At 40.9% G+C, this 18,711-nt stretch carries 15 protein-coding genes; 5 read left to right on the forward strand and 10 right to left on the reverse strand.

Annotated elements, in window-relative coordinates; genetic code table 11:
- Window positions 1-7: 7 nt before the first annotated feature.
- The 3 genes from F1737_RS01690 (at window position 8) to F1737_RS01700 (ending at window position 3,560) form a co-directional block, all read left to right on the forward strand.
- The gene (locus F1737_RS01690) at window positions 8-460 is read left to right on the forward strand and encodes a universal stress protein (protein ID WP_317137052.1); all 453 of its coding nucleotides are present in this window, start codon (window positions 8-10) and stop codon (window positions 458-460) included.
- A gap of 275 nt (window positions 461-735) precedes the next feature.
- The gene (locus tag F1737_RS01695) at window positions 736-2,763 is read left to right on the forward strand and encodes an energy-coupling factor transporter ATPase (protein WP_317137053.1); all 2,028 of its coding nucleotides are present in this window, start codon (window positions 736-738) and stop codon (window positions 2,761-2,763) included.
- The gene (locus F1737_RS01700; RefSeq protein ID WP_317137054.1) at window positions 2,763-3,560 is read left to right on the forward strand and encodes an energy-coupling factor transporter transmembrane component T family protein; all 798 of its coding nucleotides are present in this window, start codon (window positions 2,763-2,765) and stop codon (window positions 3,558-3,560) included. The genes F1737_RS01695 and F1737_RS01700 overlap by 1 nt, the downstream gene beginning before the upstream one ends.
- A gap of 100 nt (window positions 3,561-3,660) precedes the next feature.
- Here F1737_RS01700 and cobO read toward each other — a convergent pair whose 3' ends face one another.
- The 5 genes from cobO to F1737_RS01725 all read right to left on the reverse strand — a co-directional run bounded on the left by cobO (window position 3,661) and on the right by F1737_RS01725 (window position 12,550).
- Entirely contained in the window at window positions 3,661-4,176 is a 516-nt protein-coding gene (gene cobO, locus F1737_RS01705) for a cob(I)yrinic acid a,c-diamide adenosyltransferase (RefSeq protein WP_317137055.1), read from the reverse strand.
- A gap of 220 nt (window positions 4,177-4,396) precedes the next feature.
- Window positions 4,397-5,383: an apurinic/apyrimidinic endonuclease family protein gene (locus F1737_RS01710; RefSeq protein ID WP_317137056.1), complete on the reverse strand. Its 987-nt coding sequence runs from the start codon at window positions 5,381-5,383 to the stop codon at window positions 4,397-4,399.
- Between the two features lie 69 nt (window positions 5,384-5,452).
- Window positions 5,453-6,472: a WD40 repeat domain-containing protein gene (locus F1737_RS01715; RefSeq protein ID WP_317137057.1), complete on the reverse strand. Its 1,020-nt coding sequence runs from the start codon at window positions 6,470-6,472 to the stop codon at window positions 5,453-5,455.
- A 68-nt stretch (window positions 6,473-6,540) separates the two neighbouring features.
- Entirely contained in the window at window positions 6,541-8,568 is a 2,028-nt protein-coding gene (locus tag F1737_RS01720) for a helical backbone metal receptor (protein ID WP_317137058.1), read from the reverse strand.
- 1 nt (window position 8,569) lies between these two features.
- On the reverse strand, window positions 8,570-12,550 hold the full coding sequence (locus F1737_RS01725) for a DUF4430 domain-containing protein (RefSeq protein WP_317137059.1): 3,981 nt from the start codon (window positions 12,548-12,550) through the stop codon (window positions 8,570-8,572).
- A 251-nt stretch (window positions 12,551-12,801) separates the two neighbouring features.
- Between F1737_RS01725 and F1737_RS01730 the strand changes: the two genes are divergently transcribed.
- Both F1737_RS01730 and F1737_RS01735 read left to right on the forward strand, forming a co-directional pair.
- A complete protein-coding gene (locus tag F1737_RS01730) occupies window positions 12,802-13,821 on the forward strand; it encodes a FecCD family ABC transporter permease (RefSeq protein ID WP_317137060.1) in 1,020 nt (339 codons plus the stop codon).
- Window positions 13,818-15,062, forward strand: coding sequence for an ABC transporter ATP-binding protein (locus tag F1737_RS01735; RefSeq protein WP_317137061.1), 1,245 nt, complete (start codon window positions 13,818-13,820; stop codon window positions 15,060-15,062). The genes F1737_RS01730 and F1737_RS01735 overlap by 4 nt, the downstream gene beginning before the upstream one ends.
- 34 nt (window positions 15,063-15,096) lie before the next feature.
- Here the strand turns inward: F1737_RS01735 and cmk are convergent, their stop codons facing one another.
- The 5 genes from cmk to F1737_RS01760 are packed head-to-tail and all read right to left on the reverse strand — an operon-like array spanning window position 15,097 to window position 18,710.
- On the reverse strand, window positions 15,097-15,624 hold the full coding sequence (gene cmk, locus F1737_RS01740; RefSeq protein WP_317137062.1) for a (d)CMP kinase: 528 nt from the start codon (window positions 15,622-15,624) through the stop codon (window positions 15,097-15,099).
- 1 nt (window position 15,625) lies between these two features.
- Window positions 15,626-16,231 (reverse strand): DUF106 domain-containing protein, encoded by a 606-nt coding sequence (locus F1737_RS01745; protein ID WP_317137063.1) that lies wholly within the window; start codon window positions 16,229-16,231, stop codon window positions 15,626-15,628.
- A gap of 8 nt (window positions 16,232-16,239) precedes the next feature.
- Window positions 16,240-16,815, reverse strand: coding sequence for an adenylate kinase (locus F1737_RS01750; protein ID WP_317137064.1), 576 nt, complete (start codon window positions 16,813-16,815; stop codon window positions 16,240-16,242).
- Window positions 16,816-16,820: 5 nt separating this feature from the next.
- A complete protein-coding gene (gene secY, locus F1737_RS01755; RefSeq protein ID WP_317137065.1) occupies window positions 16,821-18,254 on the reverse strand; it encodes a preprotein translocase subunit SecY in 1,434 nt (477 codons plus the stop codon).
- 30 nt (window positions 18,255-18,284) lie between these two features.
- A complete protein-coding gene (locus tag F1737_RS01760; protein WP_317137066.1) occupies window positions 18,285-18,710 on the reverse strand; it encodes an uL15m family ribosomal protein in 426 nt (141 codons plus the stop codon).
- Between the last annotated feature and the right edge of the window lies 1 nt (window position 18,711).

An 18,711-nucleotide genomic window follows, 5' to 3' on the forward strand; every position in this document is an offset into this window, starting at 1 on the left:
TGATAAAATGAAGATGATGGTCCTTTTGGACGGTTCAAAGTGGAGTCAGAAAGCGGCTATGCATGCACTTATGCTTGCAAAGAAGAACGATGAGGCAGAAGTTGTGCTTTTTGCGGTTCTTGACAGCTCCGAGATTAAGGCTGCCGCTTTTTATCTCTGCATGCAAAGTGACATGTGTGATATGATAGGTGAACATGAAGCCAAAATTCTGCGTGATTTAAGGAAGAACATCAATGATGACATTGCAGATCTTATGCTTCAGCTTAACAAGGCAGGGGTGAAGTGTTCATCAAAGGTTGTCACCGGCAAAAGAGTGGAAGAGATTGTAAAGGAGTTTAATTCCGATGGCTACAACCTTGTCGTTATGGGAGCATTTGGCAAGAAATCAAATATTAAGGTCGGAACACTTTACGGTGATATTGCAAAGGAAATCGATGCTCCGATTTTAATTGTGAATTAAATCTCAATCTTTTTTTTTCTGTCTGTATTAATTTAAATTTTAAAAAAGAGACATAATGGTCCTGTAATTTTTTTCTATCGGCTGCTGATCTGTATATTAGTTTATATTATATACATGAGTGCACAAAAATATACATTGATGATTAGTAATATTAGTTCATACACCAGATTATTTTTAAATCTTACATTCCCAAACACGGAATTTTCTGGTTTAGGATCAGCGGATTTCCCTGTCCGGCCTTTTGCCTCTCTTTTTAGAGGAGGTGATTTTGAGCGATGAAATCAAGGGATATCGCAATTGTCGGAATTTTGCTTGCGATAGGTGCCATCCTTAGATATCTTTCAAATATAGTTCCCGGAGCCATCGTAGCAAATCCGATAATTGCTCTTTACTGTCTGGCAATTATTCTGATTGTCCCGAAAATCAGGGACGCTCTTGGAATAGGAATTGTTGCCGGAGTAGTTTCTGCACTTATTAGTCACTCAATCTTCCCGCCGGCAAATCTGATATCCGAACCCCTGGGTGCTTTGGTATGTCTCGGAGTATATCTGGCTGCAAGAAAAAGAGTTCCGTTTGCTCCGGGAATATCCACCTTTGTTGCAACGCTTGCAAGCGGTTTTACCTTCCTTGCAATCAGCATATTTGTAATAGTGTCGGGAATCATCGGACAGCCCGGTGAATCGTTTACAGTCGGTGCCTTTGTAATAGCAATATCCCCGATTATTATTCTGACTGCCATTGCAAACTCCGTAATTGCACAGATTCTCTATATTCCTTCTTCAAGAATATTGATGAGAAGTGCATCGGGAAGTGATTCTGTCAGTGAAATATCCAAAAACCAGACAGACAATTCTGATGAAAAATGTGCAATAGATTTTGATAATTATTCCTTTAGGTATCCTCTCGAAAAGACAGGTTCACTCAATGAAATAAATCTGAAAATAAAAAAAGGCGAATGTGTTCTCGTAAACGGAACAACGGGTGCAGGGAAAACAACACTCTGTCTTGCAGCTGCGGGTATTCTTCATCATGAATATGAGGGTGAGTCTTTTGGCACTGTTTCAATTTTTGGAAAGAATGTCTCCAAATATGCCGATATGGGTGATATCGGGAGAAAGGTCGGTGTTGTTTTTGATGACGCTGATGCACAGCTTATTTTCACAACAGTTGAGGAAGAGGTGTTATCAGGGCTTGAAAACCGTGGTCTTCCTCCCGAAGAGGTTAAGCAGCGTCTTGAGGAGATAATGGAGCTTACAAACATAGAGGGCCTGCGTTACCGTGCCCCCCATACTCTTTCGGGCGGGCAGAAACAGCGTGTCGCCCTTGCCGCAACTCTCGCATCGGGAACTGAATGTCTGATACTTGACGAAGCGACAGCCGAACTTGATGAAGATGCAACAGAGATGATAATTTCCGTTTTAGAGAGGCTGAAGTCACAAGGAAAAACCATAATCGTGATCGAACAAAAGCCCGGGCAGATGTCCGGCATTGCAGACCGGATAATAACCCTTGATAAAGGATTTGTAAAGTCTGTGACCACGCCTGACAAATATTATCCGGAAATTCCCGTTGAAACGGAAGAGTGTATGAAGGATGTATTCCAAAAACCAACGCACCTTCCCAAAGATCCGGTAATATCCATAAAAAATCTGGTTCACAGATACGGGAATGAGAGAGGTCTTGACGGAGTTTCACTTGAGATATATCCCGGAGAACTTGTTGCAATAATCGGAGAGAACGGTTCAGGGAAGACAACTCTTTCAAAGCACTTAAACGGACTATTAAAGCCTGATGAAGGTGAGGTGCTTGTTTGCGGGATTAATACCCAAAAAGCATCCGTAACAGAGCTTGCAAGGCATGCAGGGCTTGTCTTTCAGAATCCTGATACAATGCTTTTTGAGGATACAATTGAAAAGGAGATTCTTTTCGGGTTGAAAAATATTGGGAAGGATTTGGATCCGGATTCAGACTATATAAAAGAAGTTCTTGATGAGGCAGGTCTTCTGCACCAGTCCGGGAAGTTCCCCCGTTCAATGAGCAGGGGAGAGCGGCAGAGGCTTGCAATCTCCTGTGTTACCGCGATGAATCCCGAAGTGATCATACTTGATGAGCCTACGACAGGGCTTGATGAAAAGGAGGCTTCAAGGGTTATGAAAATTTTAAAGAGGCTTGGTGAAAGCGGGCACACTGTGATTATGGTCTCCCATGATATGGAGGTTGTAAAGAATCATGCAAAGAGAATAATCAAAATGACTGACGGAAAGATCTCTGCTGATTATACAAACACCGGAGGGTGCTTTTAATGGCTGAAATTCTGCAATATAAAAGGATAGACGGTATATTCCACCGGATGAATGCACTGACCAAGATAATTTTGCTTGGATTCATCATTGTCCTGGCAGTTATCTCAACAAATCCTTTGTTTTTGGGAGGAGTTGTTGTATTTTTGTTCTGCCTCTCCGTAGCCGGCAGATTTGCACGTGAACTGCTTGCCCAGATCCCGATGATTATGTTTCTGAGTGCAGGTCTTTTACTGCTTACAATACTGACCATGCAGTCCGGGGATGTAATCGGATACCTGATACCAACAGGCATTCCTGTAATCGGAGGTCATATTCCCATAACAGAGGGGGCTTTGAATTTTGCACTTATCCTCTCACTCCGGTTCTTTGTGATGCTCTTTGCATTTCAGGTTCTGATTGTCTCAACCCAGCCGAGGGCACTTGTGAATGCACTTCAGAAATTAAGGCTTCCTGTGGACTACACTCTCATGCTTTTGATTGCGATAAGGTTCATACCGAGCCTTCAGCTTGAGGGTAAAAGAATTCAGGAGGCTCAGCTTGCAAGAGCCTATAATCCGGGGACGGGAGTTTTGGGAAAGGTCAGATCACTGACCCCGATTATGATACCCCTTGTTTCAAATGCACTTGGGAAGGCAAATGTCCTTGGGCTTACGATAGATCTCCGGGGCCTGCGTACAATGAAGAGAACACCCGATTTAAATGACAAATTTATCTATGCTGATTATGCAGCGTTCATATTTGTCGGGCTGTGTGTGGCTGCACTGGTTTACAGCCTTTTATCTGGAAGCCCGGTTTGAATGCCGGTATAAAAAAAAGGGATTCTATTGTCATATTTTAGAGGGATAATCTTATCCCTTATTATCTGAATTCAAACTCAGGGTCAGTAAAAAATATTTTTTAGTATTCAATACCGCGTCTTGCCTTAACGCCGTTGTCAAAGTAATGTTTTACTTTTTTCATCTCTGTTACGAGGTCTGCAAGTTCTATAAGTTCTTTCGGAGCATATCTTCCTGTAAGTATGACTTCGGTGTTTTCCGCCTTTTCACTCAGAACTTTAATTACTTCATCAGTTTTTAAGAGCCCGTAGTATATTGCGACATTTATCTCATCAAGAACAACAAGGGAATAATCACCTGAAGAAAGAATCTCTGAGCATCTGTTTAGTCCCTCCCTCGCGATTTTTATGTCACTTTCTGTTGGCTCATCAAAGATGAAACAGCCTTTTCCAAACTGCTCTATCTCAAAATTTGGAAAATATTCGCTTAAGCGGAGTTCTCCGGTTTCAACTCCTTTAATAAACTGCCCGAAGAAGACCGTTTTTCCGGAAACAAGTGTCCTTACTGCTGTTCCAAGTGCTGCTGTGGTTTTTCCTTTACCATCGCCTGTGTTGATCTGGATGTATCCTTTATGCATTGTTTTTCAAATCCCTGTATATTTTGTCTTTAGGTTCATTATGACTTCATTCACACTGTTTTGAGGCACAATTATAAGCTGAATGTCATAGATTGTTGCCTGATTCTGCTTAATTTATTTGCAGAATAATATTCTCTGTTATTCTGAGTTCATATTACTTTTTTGTGCCTTTAAGTCTGAAAATTTAATATTAATAAATGCCTGAAATCTGAATATATGTTTATTTAATATTAAGGGAGGATTTCTGCAAAGAAAGGCATTTCTCTATTTCCTCAACAGATTTATTCGTAAATTCATGTGTTATAAAGTCCGGCTCTGTAAATTCAACGATCTCCCTGCATTTTTCTGATGTAAAAGGCCTGTGTTCATCAAAAAATTTAAGGTGCCCCATTATTGCAGAAAACTTTTCGTTAATATCAAGTTTCTGAAAATTCTCAGGCTCTTTGAGGTTTTTCTGGTATTCGGCTGATGTGCTCTGGTGAAAGTGGAGGCCGGCAATTTTATCGATAACTTCCTTGTCCTGTTTTTCAAGCACCGACATAACACATTGTATTGCGTTCTTTTCATCACGGCATTTTCCGGTTGCGTTCATGAGGTGCCCTGTGTCAAGCATAAACTTCCACTTTTTGAATTCAAGCATATCCATGAATTCCGCTGTAAGTGACTCATCAAGAAACGTAAGTCCGGGCCACCAGAGATTTTCAATGAAAATGTCATATGGTGGTTCGCCCAAAGGAAAACCTGCCGCTGTTTCATTGAGCATTTCAGCGTTTGCTCTCAGAACATCCCTGTCTGTGCATCCGTGGTTTCCGGAAAATGTGTTTTCCGCCTCCATATATCCGGCATGATAAACACCGTATGCAGGGTTTGTCACCTCTGCAAATTTTATGCAGTCTGTGAAATTCTTTATAATCTCTGATCTGGTTTTCCCGCCGTAGAAATATCTGAGAGAATCCTGATCAATAAACCCCGGGACTTTGAATTTATTATCAGTCCAGACCCTGTACCATCCCATAAATGAAGGAAGATGAACACCGCCAACGATATTTTCTGGAATGTTGTCAGGCAGCGGATCAAAATTTACCAAAAGCTCAACGCCGTCGATATCATTTTCCCTTAAAAACTCTGAAAGGCAGTTCCAGTCTCCGTTGAATTTTTCAATGTCAAAACTGTATATTGAAAAGTTAAGAAATTCTTTGTAATTCATGTTTCATCCCTAAAAAATTATTATTGCGGATATTTCCATACCGGTTTAAACCGGTAATATGCATCTGATTTATTTTCTGAAAATCATAATCAGGAACAGGGCCCCAAATAATGAAAATAATCCTGCCGGTGCTGACTGATTTTTTAAATTAGTATTATTTGTATGGCCTGATTCACTGCTTTTAGAATCAGTCTTTGTAATATCATCTGCATTTTTGTCATTTTCATTATTTGTATCAATATCACTTTTAGTATCCGAATCAGTTAATGAATAGCAATAAAGTTTATTTTCAGCAGACACAGCAATAATCTCACTGTTTTTATCTGCGGCAATGGAGGTTGCAGGCTTGTTTAATTCTATATGGCCTTTAATCTCACCTTTATTGTCGAGGAAAAGAAGACCGGGATTTACCGCGACTGTAATTTTTTCTCCCGCACTGCTGATGGCAATATCTTTTGGACTGTCAACATTTTTTGACCATAAAAGTCGTCCTGCCCTTGACAGCAGATATACAGTATTGTCGGATGAACAGGCAGCTATCATATTGCCGTTGTTTGTAACCGATATTCCTGTAACGGGCTTAAATGTTGCTTTGTATTTCCACTTCCTGTTAAGTCCGCTGTCAAATAAAAGAATGTTCCCCTCTTTAGTTCCTCCTGCAATGTAGTTGCCATCCCCGGATATCTCAAGGGACATCATATCCTCATCAGTTTCGGCAGACAGGGTTTTGTCACTTTCAATTGAATAGGAGTATATTTTTTCATCATCCATCCCTGCATATGCATATTTTTGGTCACCGGACAGCCCGGCGGATAATGCCATATATTTTGATTTATCGTTCCACAAAATATCCGCATTCTGATCAATTAGTGTAAGACCAAAACTGGCAAGAAGAATTTTTTCTCCATCCAATGAAATATCAAGCGATTTGAGATTACCTGATTTTTTTTCGGTTATCAGATTTCCTGATGAGTCATATACGTAAACTGTATCCGATGTGATTGCAGTTATAAAATCACCGGACTCTGATATTGCAGTGTCCCGAATAAGTTCACCCGGATTTTTTTCAAATATGAGGTTTGCTTCCATATCTGATGCTGATACAGATGCGCTTAATAGCAGAATAAAAGTCAGAAAAAAAGTTAAAAATATTTTTTTCAATCTTTCCTCCTCCTGATAAATCCTGTCATAAAGACGGAAAGGATTACTGAAACTATTGCAACGACGGGATACACAGGTGTGGTCTGACTGTTTATTGTTTCTGTTTTTGTGTTTGTGTTTTCAAACATTTCAGGATGAATGTCAGCTGCAACTTCTTCTAATGCATCGACAATTCTTGGTCCCCCTCTGTCGATTGTATCCGAATCTGCAATGTAGACTCTTCCCTCCTTTACCGCCTTTATATTCTTAAATCTGGGTTCATTCATTATGTATTCATAGATACAGTCTCTGCTGTTCTGGTCCATGCCTGAACCGGAATTTACAATCAGAACATCAGGGTTTTTGGTAATGAAGTCCTCCATTGAGACAATTACCCAGCTGTCCATGTCACCGAATGCATTATTTCCGTTTGATGTTTTGATAAGTTCGTCCTGGAATGTGTTTTTCCCGCTTATCCAGATTGGATCGTACCATACTATATGTGCAACTTCAGGGGTGCATTCATCCTGTTCAGCTATGCTTTTTACATTTTCAATCCTTTTTGAGAGTGATGATACAAGTTCCCCGGCCTCTTTTACATTTCCGGTTGCTTTCCCGAGAAGTGTGATGTCTGATAAAACACTGTCAAGGTCTGTCGGGTTTAGTGTAATTACAGACATCCCAAGATCTTTCAGGTGGTTTACAACATCCTCTGTGTTTCCGTATGCGGCAACTACGAGATCAGGCTTTAATGATACAACCTTTTCAATATTTACAGAACTAAAACCGCCTGCCTTCTCTTTTGACTGTGCTTCTTTTGGGTAGTTGCAGTAATCCGTAACTCCGACAACCCTGTCGCCTGCACCTATTGCGTAAAGAATTTCCGTATTTGAAGGTGCCAGTGATATAATTCTCTCCGGAATTTTTGAAATCTCTGTTGTATAGCCCATGTCGTCTGTGATTTCTACATGGTATTCAATATCCTGATTTGCAGAGTCAGCTGAAGAAGAATCTGATTTAACTGTGTTTTCCGGTTTGAGAGTTTCTTTTTGATTTGAATTATCAGGTGTTTTGGATGTGACAGTGTTTTTTAATGAATCAGTTTTCTGATTCTTCATAACAGGGTAGGGTTTTCCCATAAGTGCCGGAATTGCATTTGTTGACATCCTGCATTTATTGTCCTCAAGGTAATCTGTCCATTTGAAATATCCTTTATCTGCCTGCAGGCTCAGGAGATGTGATACAGGATTATTACCACTTTTTGTTGTCCATGATTCCGGATTTTCTCCTGCAGCGACTATTGCCTGTATTGCCCATGAATCAGATGCTGAATTGGCCTCACTTGAGCCTCCGTAATTGAATCCCCCGTTTTCCTTTTGGGATATTTTAAGGAAGGAAATTGCTTTCTGAACTGATTCTGAATCCTGCGGTTCACCGCCTGCAATCAGGGCCATCAGAGTGGAGGATGTATCGTCACAGTCACTTTCAGCCCCTTTTGTCCATCCAAAACCCCCGTCTTCATTCTGAACTGATTTTAGCCATTTTATTGAATCTGATGCATCAATACCGTTTGCAGAGAGAGCTGTCACTGCCCAGCTGGTTGTATATATGTGGTCACCGAACTGACCGTTTTCTTTTTTCTTCCCTGATAAAAGGGTGATAAAATTATTACCTGCAAAATTTTCCGGATCATATCCGGCAGCAGTAATGGTCATAATCATTTTGGCTGTTTCTGTTGTGCCGTCGATTGAATATGTCTCATCCGAGATGCTGTAAAGATAATCTATTGCACTTGTGCCGTTTTTCTTCCAGTCTTTTGGATCCTGACCTGCAGATACAATGGCCATTATTGCCCATGTTGATGTTGCAGGATTTGAACCCCTGTCTGATTCTCCAAAACCGCCGTCATCCTTCTGGCAGGTTTTGATATAATCAAGTGCATTTTCCACATTGTTGTCATTTTGTGTAAGCGGATAAGCACATGCGCATGCAACCGCCATCATAAAAATCAAAAAAATAGTTGTGAAAGTTGTAAATTTACTCATTTTATCTCCTGTTTTTAGTTGTATAAAATAAAATTCCTGCCACAATTATAATGACAGATATCAAAACCAGCGGAGATATGCCGGAACTGTTTGTTTTCTCTGTTTTTATCTCCTCTGGTATTTTATCTGCTATTTTATTATATGTACCTTTTTTATCAGATATACTGTTTTCATCGACTTCCTTTACCCAGACAAGGGCAAATCCCGAGAGTCCGTCCGGTGAAACAGCCTTAAATCTGTATCTTCCTGATTCATCTTCACCGATAAATTCTGTTTTTAGAATCTCTGTTTCGCCGTTGTCTTTAATGTGGATGATTTTAATTAAATCTGCATTTTCTTTATTCTGCATCCATATTTTATCAACAGTAAATATTATGGCTGAAGTTCCAATGTCAATTCCGTCTTCAAGATTTTTCTTTTGAACATCTACAAATGCACCAACTGATGCAATCTCCTGGTTTTCTCCAGCTAAAAGGTAATTGAATTCTCTTAATTTGTCTTCAGATACATCATCATACACAAGAGTTGTAAGTTTTGCGTCAACAGGGACTGCATAAAGGTCTGCATTAATGTTGACTGAAAAACTTCCCAGGTTTTTATTATTGGATTCGAGCTGACCGGTCTGAAGTGTTATTGACTCCACAGGGCCGAAAAGCTGACCGTCTTTTTCCTTGTAATCCTCGAGTTTTATCTCCATTGTGGTTTCGCCGTATGAAAAAGAGATTGTGTTTTTGTCTTTTTTAACATTATATCCTTCATTGAGAGCGGCATCAAGGCTGAGAGATAGATATGTTCTGCTTTCCTGAAGTGACAGGTCTGCCGAGTCAGGAAGTCCTATATTATAACTGTATGTTGATCCGGGACTCTCTGTTGATTCATCTCCCAAACCGGAGTTCTCGTTCTGTTGTTTTGAGTCTGTGGTCTGACTTTTCGAAAATGCTGCCTTTAGACCAATTTTGTCATATGAGTCCTCGGGTTTGTCAGTCATTGACTCACTCCAGTACCAGAGAACCTCGTCCCCTTCTTTTAATTCATAGTTGTTAGGACCAGTGCCAGGTGAAATTCCATTAACCTGATACATCCATCCTGTTGTACCTGTGGTCTTTTTCCCCTTTATGGAGTCAATAAACAGAGAACCATATTCTTCAAAGGCACTGTCTGTCACGGTGTATGAATACCCTGATTTTATGAGTATGCCAAGTGCGGTATTTTCTTTAACCAAATATTCGCTGCCGCTGATTGCAGTGACATTTAGTGTTCCCTTTCCAATTAATGTCGATTTATAGGTGACTGAGGAAGTGGACGGGGAGGAATCAGAGCTGTCTTTGCCTCCTGTATCCGGATTATTGATAACTGTGTCTCCTGCACCAAAGCAGTAGACCTTATTGTAATATTCGCCGCCGATATAGAGCCTGTTATTGTATATTGCCGGTGATGAGGAGTAAAATGATGCCCAGTTTCCGTCATCAGGTGCAGTTTGTGTGTAACTCCATATTACGTTCTGAGTGGAAATATCAAGGGCTATTACCTTTCCTGCCTTTTCTGATGTTGCAAAATAAACTGTTTTGTCAGATACTGCCGGAGAACCGCTTATGCTTCCTGATTCATAGTGCCAGTTTTCAACGCCGTTTGAAGTGTCATAGCAGTGAAGTCCGTCTGTCTCCCCGACAAAAAGTGAGCCGCCGGAGATTGCGGGTGTTCCCGAACCCGGACTGGCAGCTATATTCCATAAAGATGCTCCTGTGTCTTTATTAATGCAGTAAATGCCTGATTTGGTTGTGAAATATATATTTGAGTCATCCAAAACCGGTGAAGACCTGATGAAATCATCCACGGTCACATTCCATTTCCATGCATAGCTGTAAATGTCGATGCATGAGAGTTTTTTAGATCCCCCACAGGCAAAATACACATTATCTCCGTCACCAAGGGGTGAACTAAAGTATGTACTGTTCCCTGTATTCATTGAATACTGAATATTCCCTTTTAAGTCAAAGATGCTAAGAATGCCTGATTTCTGGCCTGTTACAAATATTCTGTCTTTGTAAACCAGAGGAGCTGAATTTACCTCTGACCATGGCGTAGGGTTCTCATCAATTGTCCTGATCCATTCGGTTGTGCCTGAAGTGAGGTTTACTGCATAGAGTTTTCCGTTTGTACCCCTGACAAGAATGTTACCGCCGCCAATTGCAGCGCCTGCAACAGATCCGTATCCGTCCTCAAGAGTATTTTTCCAGACTTCGTTTCCTGTATCAGCATCAAGACAGTACAGGTACATCTCATCTCCGTCTCCAAAGTCCATGTCGGGCCATGTCGATACGTAGATTTTTCCGTTGTAAATCAGGGGCTTTGTGTCAGGTGATTCCGGAAGTGTTGTTGTCCATTTAAGGTTGGCAGTTGAAGGGCCGTCTCCGGTCTGTGGTTTCTCAGGGTCATCTATCCCCGGTATCACTGAGCCGACTTTAATGGTAACCATTTTGTCTGCAGTATCCGGTGTTACCATTTCAGGGTAGTTGCATAACCCGTAGCAGAACTTTATTACATCATCTTTGACCACTTTATTGCCTCCCAGACCTGAGGATACAGGTTCTCCATTGATGTAAATAAGCCAGTAATTGTTCTGTTCTGCTGAACTGTTTATGTCTGCAATTCCGTCCAGACTGAATGTGCCGTAATCCTGATACCAGCTGTCACTGACATTCAGACTAAAAAACCCCTGTTCTGAAGCTTTTTTTAGTGCGCCCAAATCAGTGTTTTCTAAAACCGTGTATGTATTTGAGATATTGTTTAACGGGTGGTATTCAAAACCGGAATCTGACAGGGAAACTGTACCTTCCCAGGTTTTGAACGGCAGAACACTAACTGAGATGTTTACAATACACTCTGATTCTGAAATTGATTGTGGCTGCCAGTTTCCGGGAGTGACTTCTTCCCATACGCCTGTATAAAAGGACAGTTTGTCTCCGTCTTTACATATGTAATTCTGAATGCCTGTCCGGGCTGTTTGCCCGTTTACAAGGAAAATCCATTGTGATGAGTCCCCTGTGTTTCCTATTGTATCCAGCTGGTATCCCCATCCCCCATAAGACACCTGGTACTCAAAATCTCCTTCTTTTGATGCAGCATCAAGGGCTGCGAGTGCTGATATATTAGATGCAGGATGTTCTGAGTCGGGAACCAGGGCTATGCTTCCTTTTGTGAGCTGAACACTTCCTTCAAAACCCTCAAACTTTTCGACATTTGTGACATTGATTTTTATCAGAGCCGTTGCGTTGATTTCATCTGTGCCATCGGCACCATATGCAAAAACAATTGTGTCTCCGGTATTTGCTTCGTAATCTGAAGCACCCGTCATCATGTGGTTATTATTGACCAGAAAATTCCAGTATTCCCCGGTATCTGAATTGTACCCGATTCCGTTAATTGGATCAATAAATGCTCCCCATTCGGAATAGGTAACTGTATAGGGGAAGGATTCCTGTATGGATAAGATTTCCAGAGCGCCAAAAGCCGAGGTGTTTGACTCAAAATGTATTCCGTCTTTTGAAAAAGTGCCCTGTATCAGCTCCACATCACCTTCATATTTGAAATAATTTCTGACATCTGATACTGTAATATTTACAAATCTGACCGGATTATTCTCATCTGTTCCGTCAGGACCGTATGCGAAAATGATGTTGTCATCTTTTTTGCATTCGTATCCGGCAGGGCTGGTGTTTACAATGTTTCCGTTTACTATAAGATTCCACCTGTTCCCGCTTGTTATATTAACGGAGATGCCGTTTATTGATTTGATATCAGGAATATCACCGGTATAATTCAGTTCATAATTGAAATTCAGGCTCTTTGACAAAGAATTCAAAGCCGAAAGGGCTGATGACTGTGACTCAAAATGTATTCCGTCTTTTGTAAAAGTGGTCCCGTTTGTAATCCCAACATTTCCTGTATAATCAGCAGATTCTGCCAAAACAGGCGTTGTCATCAATAAACATAATAAAATTAATAAAAAAATCCCTGTTTTTGGTATCATAATATCATCTCATGTTTAATTGTCTTCAATAATTAAATATAACTTTACTTAATTTAATTTTTTTGGATAATGATGATTATTTAAAATATGTGCCTTTTATTTAAAAGGTGAGGGTCAAGATCAAAAAAATAGATAATCAGATCAATAAAATCTGAATATACAAAAATTAATTTGTAATGGTGGTGAATACCTTTTGGGATTGCATGAAAAATAAAAAAATATTCTTCTCACTGCTGGTGCTGACCGGATTAATCACCTTTATAATATCATTATTATGGGGTTCAAGTACAGTAGAGCTGAAGAATATTTTTCCAAATGATCTATGGGGCTTTATCGGGAGTCTGATTTTTAATAATTCACCCGAAGGGCCGTGTGCATTTTTTGACGACCCGACAACTTATCTAATTGTATATGACATAAGGCTTCCAAGAGCAATTATTGCATTTTTTGCAGGATGTGGCCTTGCAGTTGCAGGGACTGTCATGCAGGCTCTTTTTAAAAATCCGATGGCAGACCCGTATATCATAGGAACATCTTCAGGAGGTGCACTTGGAGCGGCGATATCGATAGTTGCAATAGGTGGCTTATTCCTGCCGCTGTTTGCATTTTTTGGTGCAATGGGTGCAACCTTCCTTGTATATGGAATATCAAAGAGAAACGGGAGAGTTCCGGTTGAAACACTTTTATTATCAGGTATTGCAGTCTCGATGTTTCTATCCGCTTTTTTGTCTTTTATAATGTACAACTCCGGAAAGAGTCTTCATCAGATAATGTTCTGGATGATGGGCGGATTTTGGAATGCGGACTGGGGGGATGCATATCTTGCCCTGATAATTCCTGTATTGTCAGTAATCCTTTTTGCAGTAGCAAGGGATTTGAATGCACTTTCACTGGGGGAAGAAGATGCGGTCCATCTTGGAGTAAATGTTGAAATCCTGAAAAAAGCCGTGCTTGCAACCGGATCTTTCATTACCGGGATTGCGGTTGCCATATCAGGTGCAATCGGATTTGTCGGGCTTATCGTTCCGCATACCATGCGTTTAATAGCAGGCCCTGATCACCGGGTTCTTCTGCCGGCATCTATGATAGCGGGCGGAATTTTTCTGATGTGTGCAGACACTCTTACAAGAACATTTTTCAACGAAATGCCTGTGGGAATAATAACAGCATTTGTCGGAGCACCCTTCTTTGTATATCTTTTAAGAAGGAGGATGTCAGCATGATAAAAATAGAGAATCTTTTTGCCGGTTACGGCAGTGAAGATATTTTAAAGGACATCAGCACCGGATTTTACGGGGGAGAATTTATAGGAATTCTCGGAAGAAACGGTTCAGGCAAAACAACTCTTTTAAAAACAATAAGCAGGGTTCTCGATTATCGCTGTGGAAAGATTGAGTTGTTTCAAAAACCTCTTGAAAGTTATTCTCCAAAAGAGATTGCGGGTAAATTAAGTGTTGTGCCCCAGGAAACCCTGATAAACTTTGATTATTCGGTATATGATATTATCATGATGGGGCGGTATCCTCACATGAAAAGATTTTCAGGGGAAACAGCGGTTGACAGAAGAATTGTCGATGAAGTGATGGAGAAGACCAATGTCTCGCGTTACAGAAATAAATCCGTAACGGAGATAAGCGGAGGTGAAAGACAAAGAGTTTTGATTGCAAGGGCACTTGCACAGCAGCCGCAGATTCTTCTTCTCGACGAGGCCACATCACATCTGGATATCAATCACCAGATTGAGATACTTAACCTTATAAAAAATCTTGATGACAAAGTAACCAGGATTGCAATATTTCATGATTTAAATCTTGCCTCACAGTACTGTGACAGACTCATTATAATGAATGAGGGAAAAATTGTCGCAGGAGGAAAACCGGAGAGTGTTCTTACAAGAGAAAATCTGGCTTTATATTTTGGTATCGAAGCTTTTGTTGAGAAAAACAATCTTTCAGGAAAGCCTTACATAAGGCCTTTGATAAATCCGCTGAAAAAATTCAGCAGTGTTGAAAAGGTTCATATTGTCTGCGGAGGCGGAACAGGCTCAGATCTCATGCAGATGCTTAAAGGAGCAGCTTTTAACATTAGTGCCGGAATTTTGTGTGCAGGTGATACCGATTACAAGACTGCAAAGGAGCTTTTGATCGATACTCTCTGCGTTCCTCCTTTTACTGAAATTACTGAAAATAATATTGCCTCGTTAAAAGATATGATTGAAAAGTCTGATGCCGTAATTTTAACGATGATGCCGGTTGGACCTGGCAATATATGCAATATCGAAGCTTTAAGGGATATTAACAAGCCTGTGTTTATATTTCAGCCTTCATCCATGGATATTTCCTGTTATGATTTTTGTGAAGGCAGGTTTGCAGATCAGCTCATGTATCTTATTGAGAATGGTGCAAAGGTTGTAAAAAGCATAAATGAACTCTCAGATTCTCTGAGTCAAAAATACACAGAATAGAAGTTTAATAAAAATTTGGGTTTATGGCCCATTTTTATTGGTTGATATTTTCAACTGCAATATCGACGACTGATGCCAGTCCTTCTTTATTCCATTTCTCAGAACTTATTACAAGATCATATATTGAAAGGTTATAGATATCGATATCATAGTATTTTTTGTATCGTGCAGCTTCGGATGCTTCGCGTAATACTGTCTCGTTCTTTGCGGATTCAAAAATCACATTTTCACGTTCAGCAATTCTCTCAGCCCGACATTCAGGTGATGCCAAAACCCAGATTTTCAAATCTGCATTCCGGATCATATGTCCGGCAAGTCTGCCTTCGATAATTATATTGTCTTTTTGTTCTCCAATCTCTTTTTGTCTCTTATCAATTAAACTGTCGACAGCGGGATCCTCTTCACACAATTTTCCGAAATCAATTAAATTCATATCTTTTTCACTGGCAAGTGAACGAAAGACTTCCCCTGCTGATATGAGTTCAAAAGAATATTTTTCGGAAAGATGTTTTGCAAGTGATGTTGTCCCGCTGCCCGGAGGACCGCTGACAGTAATTCGCAAATCAAAGGCCTCCTATATCCAGAGTTTTGCGAATTACCTGACTTAGTGTCAGTGAACAGATCATGTACCAGAGAATCCACGCCGGGAGGAATGAGAAAGTTGGATCGATCAGATTTAATTCTCCCAGATAGGGAAATGTTATTGTTCCCATTTCAGGAGCTTTTTGCAACAGCCACAGAAATATGGGTATTGTGATTATCATGATCCATCCCATTGGCTTGAACTGTTCCTGGGACATTTGAAGCTGATCCTGCATCATCTTGTCGCGTTTTTCGTTTAATTTGCGTAATTTCTTTTCATCTCCGGAAAGCTGAGCCTCTCTGAAAACTTTCTGGAAATCACGCATCTTCTTTTGCACTCTCTGCATCTTCTCATAGTCAATAGTGTACTTTTGAAGAAGAGATGAATAACATCCTGTTATTACTGCAAGAATAAGAATCATAACAGGCCATGAAACACCCAAAAATTGATGTATCGGACTTAAAATAACATCCGCAGCGTTTGCGATTCCATTTCTTAAAAAAGGAACGCTGTACACAACCATGGCAAGGACCATTATAATGAGGAATGTAAACATTCCTGCAGGTTTTGCATTTGTCTTTGCCATAAAAATGCTCACCTCAGAAGTGCTACCATTTCACCGACTGCATTTTCAAGAAGGAAGTCAAGATTCTTAACAATCTTAACAGTACATCCTGTCATCATTGCATATGATGCTGCCATGTAACGGTTAAAGCGCTGATGATCCTTAATTGTTGAATATCCTTCCATATCCCTTGTGCGTGAAGTGTCTGAAAGACGACGCTTTAAGATCTGATCTTCATCAGTTTCAACCAGCACAATGATATCCGGGTTTAATTCCTGTAATACCCACGATGGCAGGCCTGCAAGGTAACCATGTGGAGTACTTACTGTGCAGTGTGTGTCAATTATGACATTATCCTGTATTTTTGCGATGACCTGTGCTGCAGTTTTCTGCAAAGCTCTCTGGAGTTCCTGATCCAGTTTGCGCATTTCATCACGGTCGTTAACAATTCCCTGATCACATGCAACTTCAAACATACATGTGCCGAAATTGATAGAGGTGTAATTGACACCTTCTTCTTTTAATGCTTCAAGTGAAGAGTCAATTACTGTAGTCTTTCCAACGCCCGGTACCCCTGTTATGACAACTTTTTTTCCTTTTGACAATTTTATCACTCCTTTCCGAAGAAACCACGCATGACCGGATACATTTCCATGATCTGCTCACTTGCAATTTCCTCATAGAGACGGTAGACAATACTGACGGTCAGCAGGAGACCGGTACCTCCAACAGCTCCGATAACACCAAGATAGTTTGCAAGAACACTTAAAATACCCACAGCAATACCACCAATGACTGTTACACGGGGGATATAGCGGTCAAGATATTTTACGAGAACCTGCTCGTTTCTACGGTATCCCGGAATGTGCATACCACTCCTCTGGATCTGTCTTGCAACATGTGATGAATCAAGGCCTGCTGTTTTTACCCAGAACAGAGCAAAGATTGCACCACCGACTACCATTACAAAGAAATCAATTCCCATACGTAATATGACTTCCCATACCGGATGGCCGAGATCAATAACCCACCACATCCAGTCAGTCGGCCTGTTGATTGGTGCTGTGATATACATAATTCCGTTTACAGGATTCTGACCATCAAACTCTCCGAGGATTGTAATTCCCATGTTATTGAGGAACAATCCGAGCATCTGCCAGTTAGCCTGAAGAACACGAACAAGAATCATTGGCAGAACACTTGCGTAAATAAGTTTTACAGGGAATCTGCCTCTTGCACCTCGTACAGCCGAGTGTGCAAGCGGAATTTCAATTCTTGTTGATTCTGCATATACTACAAGACCAAATATTATGAGTGTTGTCAGAAGGGCAAGTACATCAAGCCCGAAGTATTCTACAAAATTGGCTCCTTCTCCTATAACTGCGAACAGACGGGGGAAGAAACCAACAGGATATGCATCGTTTACAGGAGCCCAGTTAAGGAAACCGTTAATCAGCCCCTGTGAAACACCTGCCACAATGAAGAGACCTACACCGGAACCGACACCCCATTTGGTAACTACTTCGTCCATCAGGAAGATTAGAAAACCACCGATACACAGCTGGATAAATATCAGTAATGATACCAGACCCATACTGCCTCCAAACAACTGCATTGCAATTGCAGGGTCAGGTGTTAAGAAACCTCCAATGACATTTGGTGCAGCTTCAAAAATGATCATAACGAATATGAGCAGTTTCTGAAGGCCCATGTACATGACCTGGCCACGTGCGTCTGAAGTGTTAATACCAAGAAGGTCAGCACCGTTTAATAGCTGGAGAACAATTGATGCAGTGACGATCGGTCCGATACCCAGGTGGACAATCGTTCCACTTGCACCGGCTAGCAGGGCACGGTACATACCGAGCCAGTCCTGCGTGTCGGGACTGAGACCGAATATCTGAACATTAGTTAACAAAAAATACAATATCAGAACTGCAACTGTCCACATCATCTTATTTTTGAAGTGGACGTGCCCCTCCGGACTCCTGACAGCGGGCATTGCCGCCAACAGGGGTTCCATTCTATCCAGCATTGCTCCCATATTTAGGTTCACCAAAAAAATGAATTAATTTTAAGCAGCCAGAATCTGGCCGCCGTTCTCTTCGATTTTTGCTTTGGCAGTTTCGGAAAATGCCTCGGCGGTTATGTTCATCTTATGTGTAACTTTTCCACCGCCAAGTATTTTATTAATTCCGATCTGCTCTGCATCTAAGATTATTGTGTCGCCATCGACAGTGGCGAATCCCCTTGCGACAAGTGAATCGATCATCTGATCGATATCGCCGATATCAAGGACTTTGTTTGCAGATCCGGTCTGGTTGAAAAATCCGTGTTTTCCATTGTGAACCTGACCTGCAAGGAGGAAGTGTGTGAAACGGTGGTCTCTGTGACCTGCACGTCCTTTTCCTCCACGATTTCCTGCACCACGACGATTTTTGTGTGTTCCACCACCGCATGTACGGGAACCACGGTATTTTGATCTTTTGTTTACAGGCATC

Origin of the sequence: Methanoplanus sp. FWC-SCC4 (assembly GCF_032878975.1) — an archaeon.
Taxonomy (GTDB): domain Archaea; phylum Halobacteriota; class Methanomicrobia; order Methanomicrobiales; family Methanomicrobiaceae; genus Methanochimaera; species Methanochimaera problematica.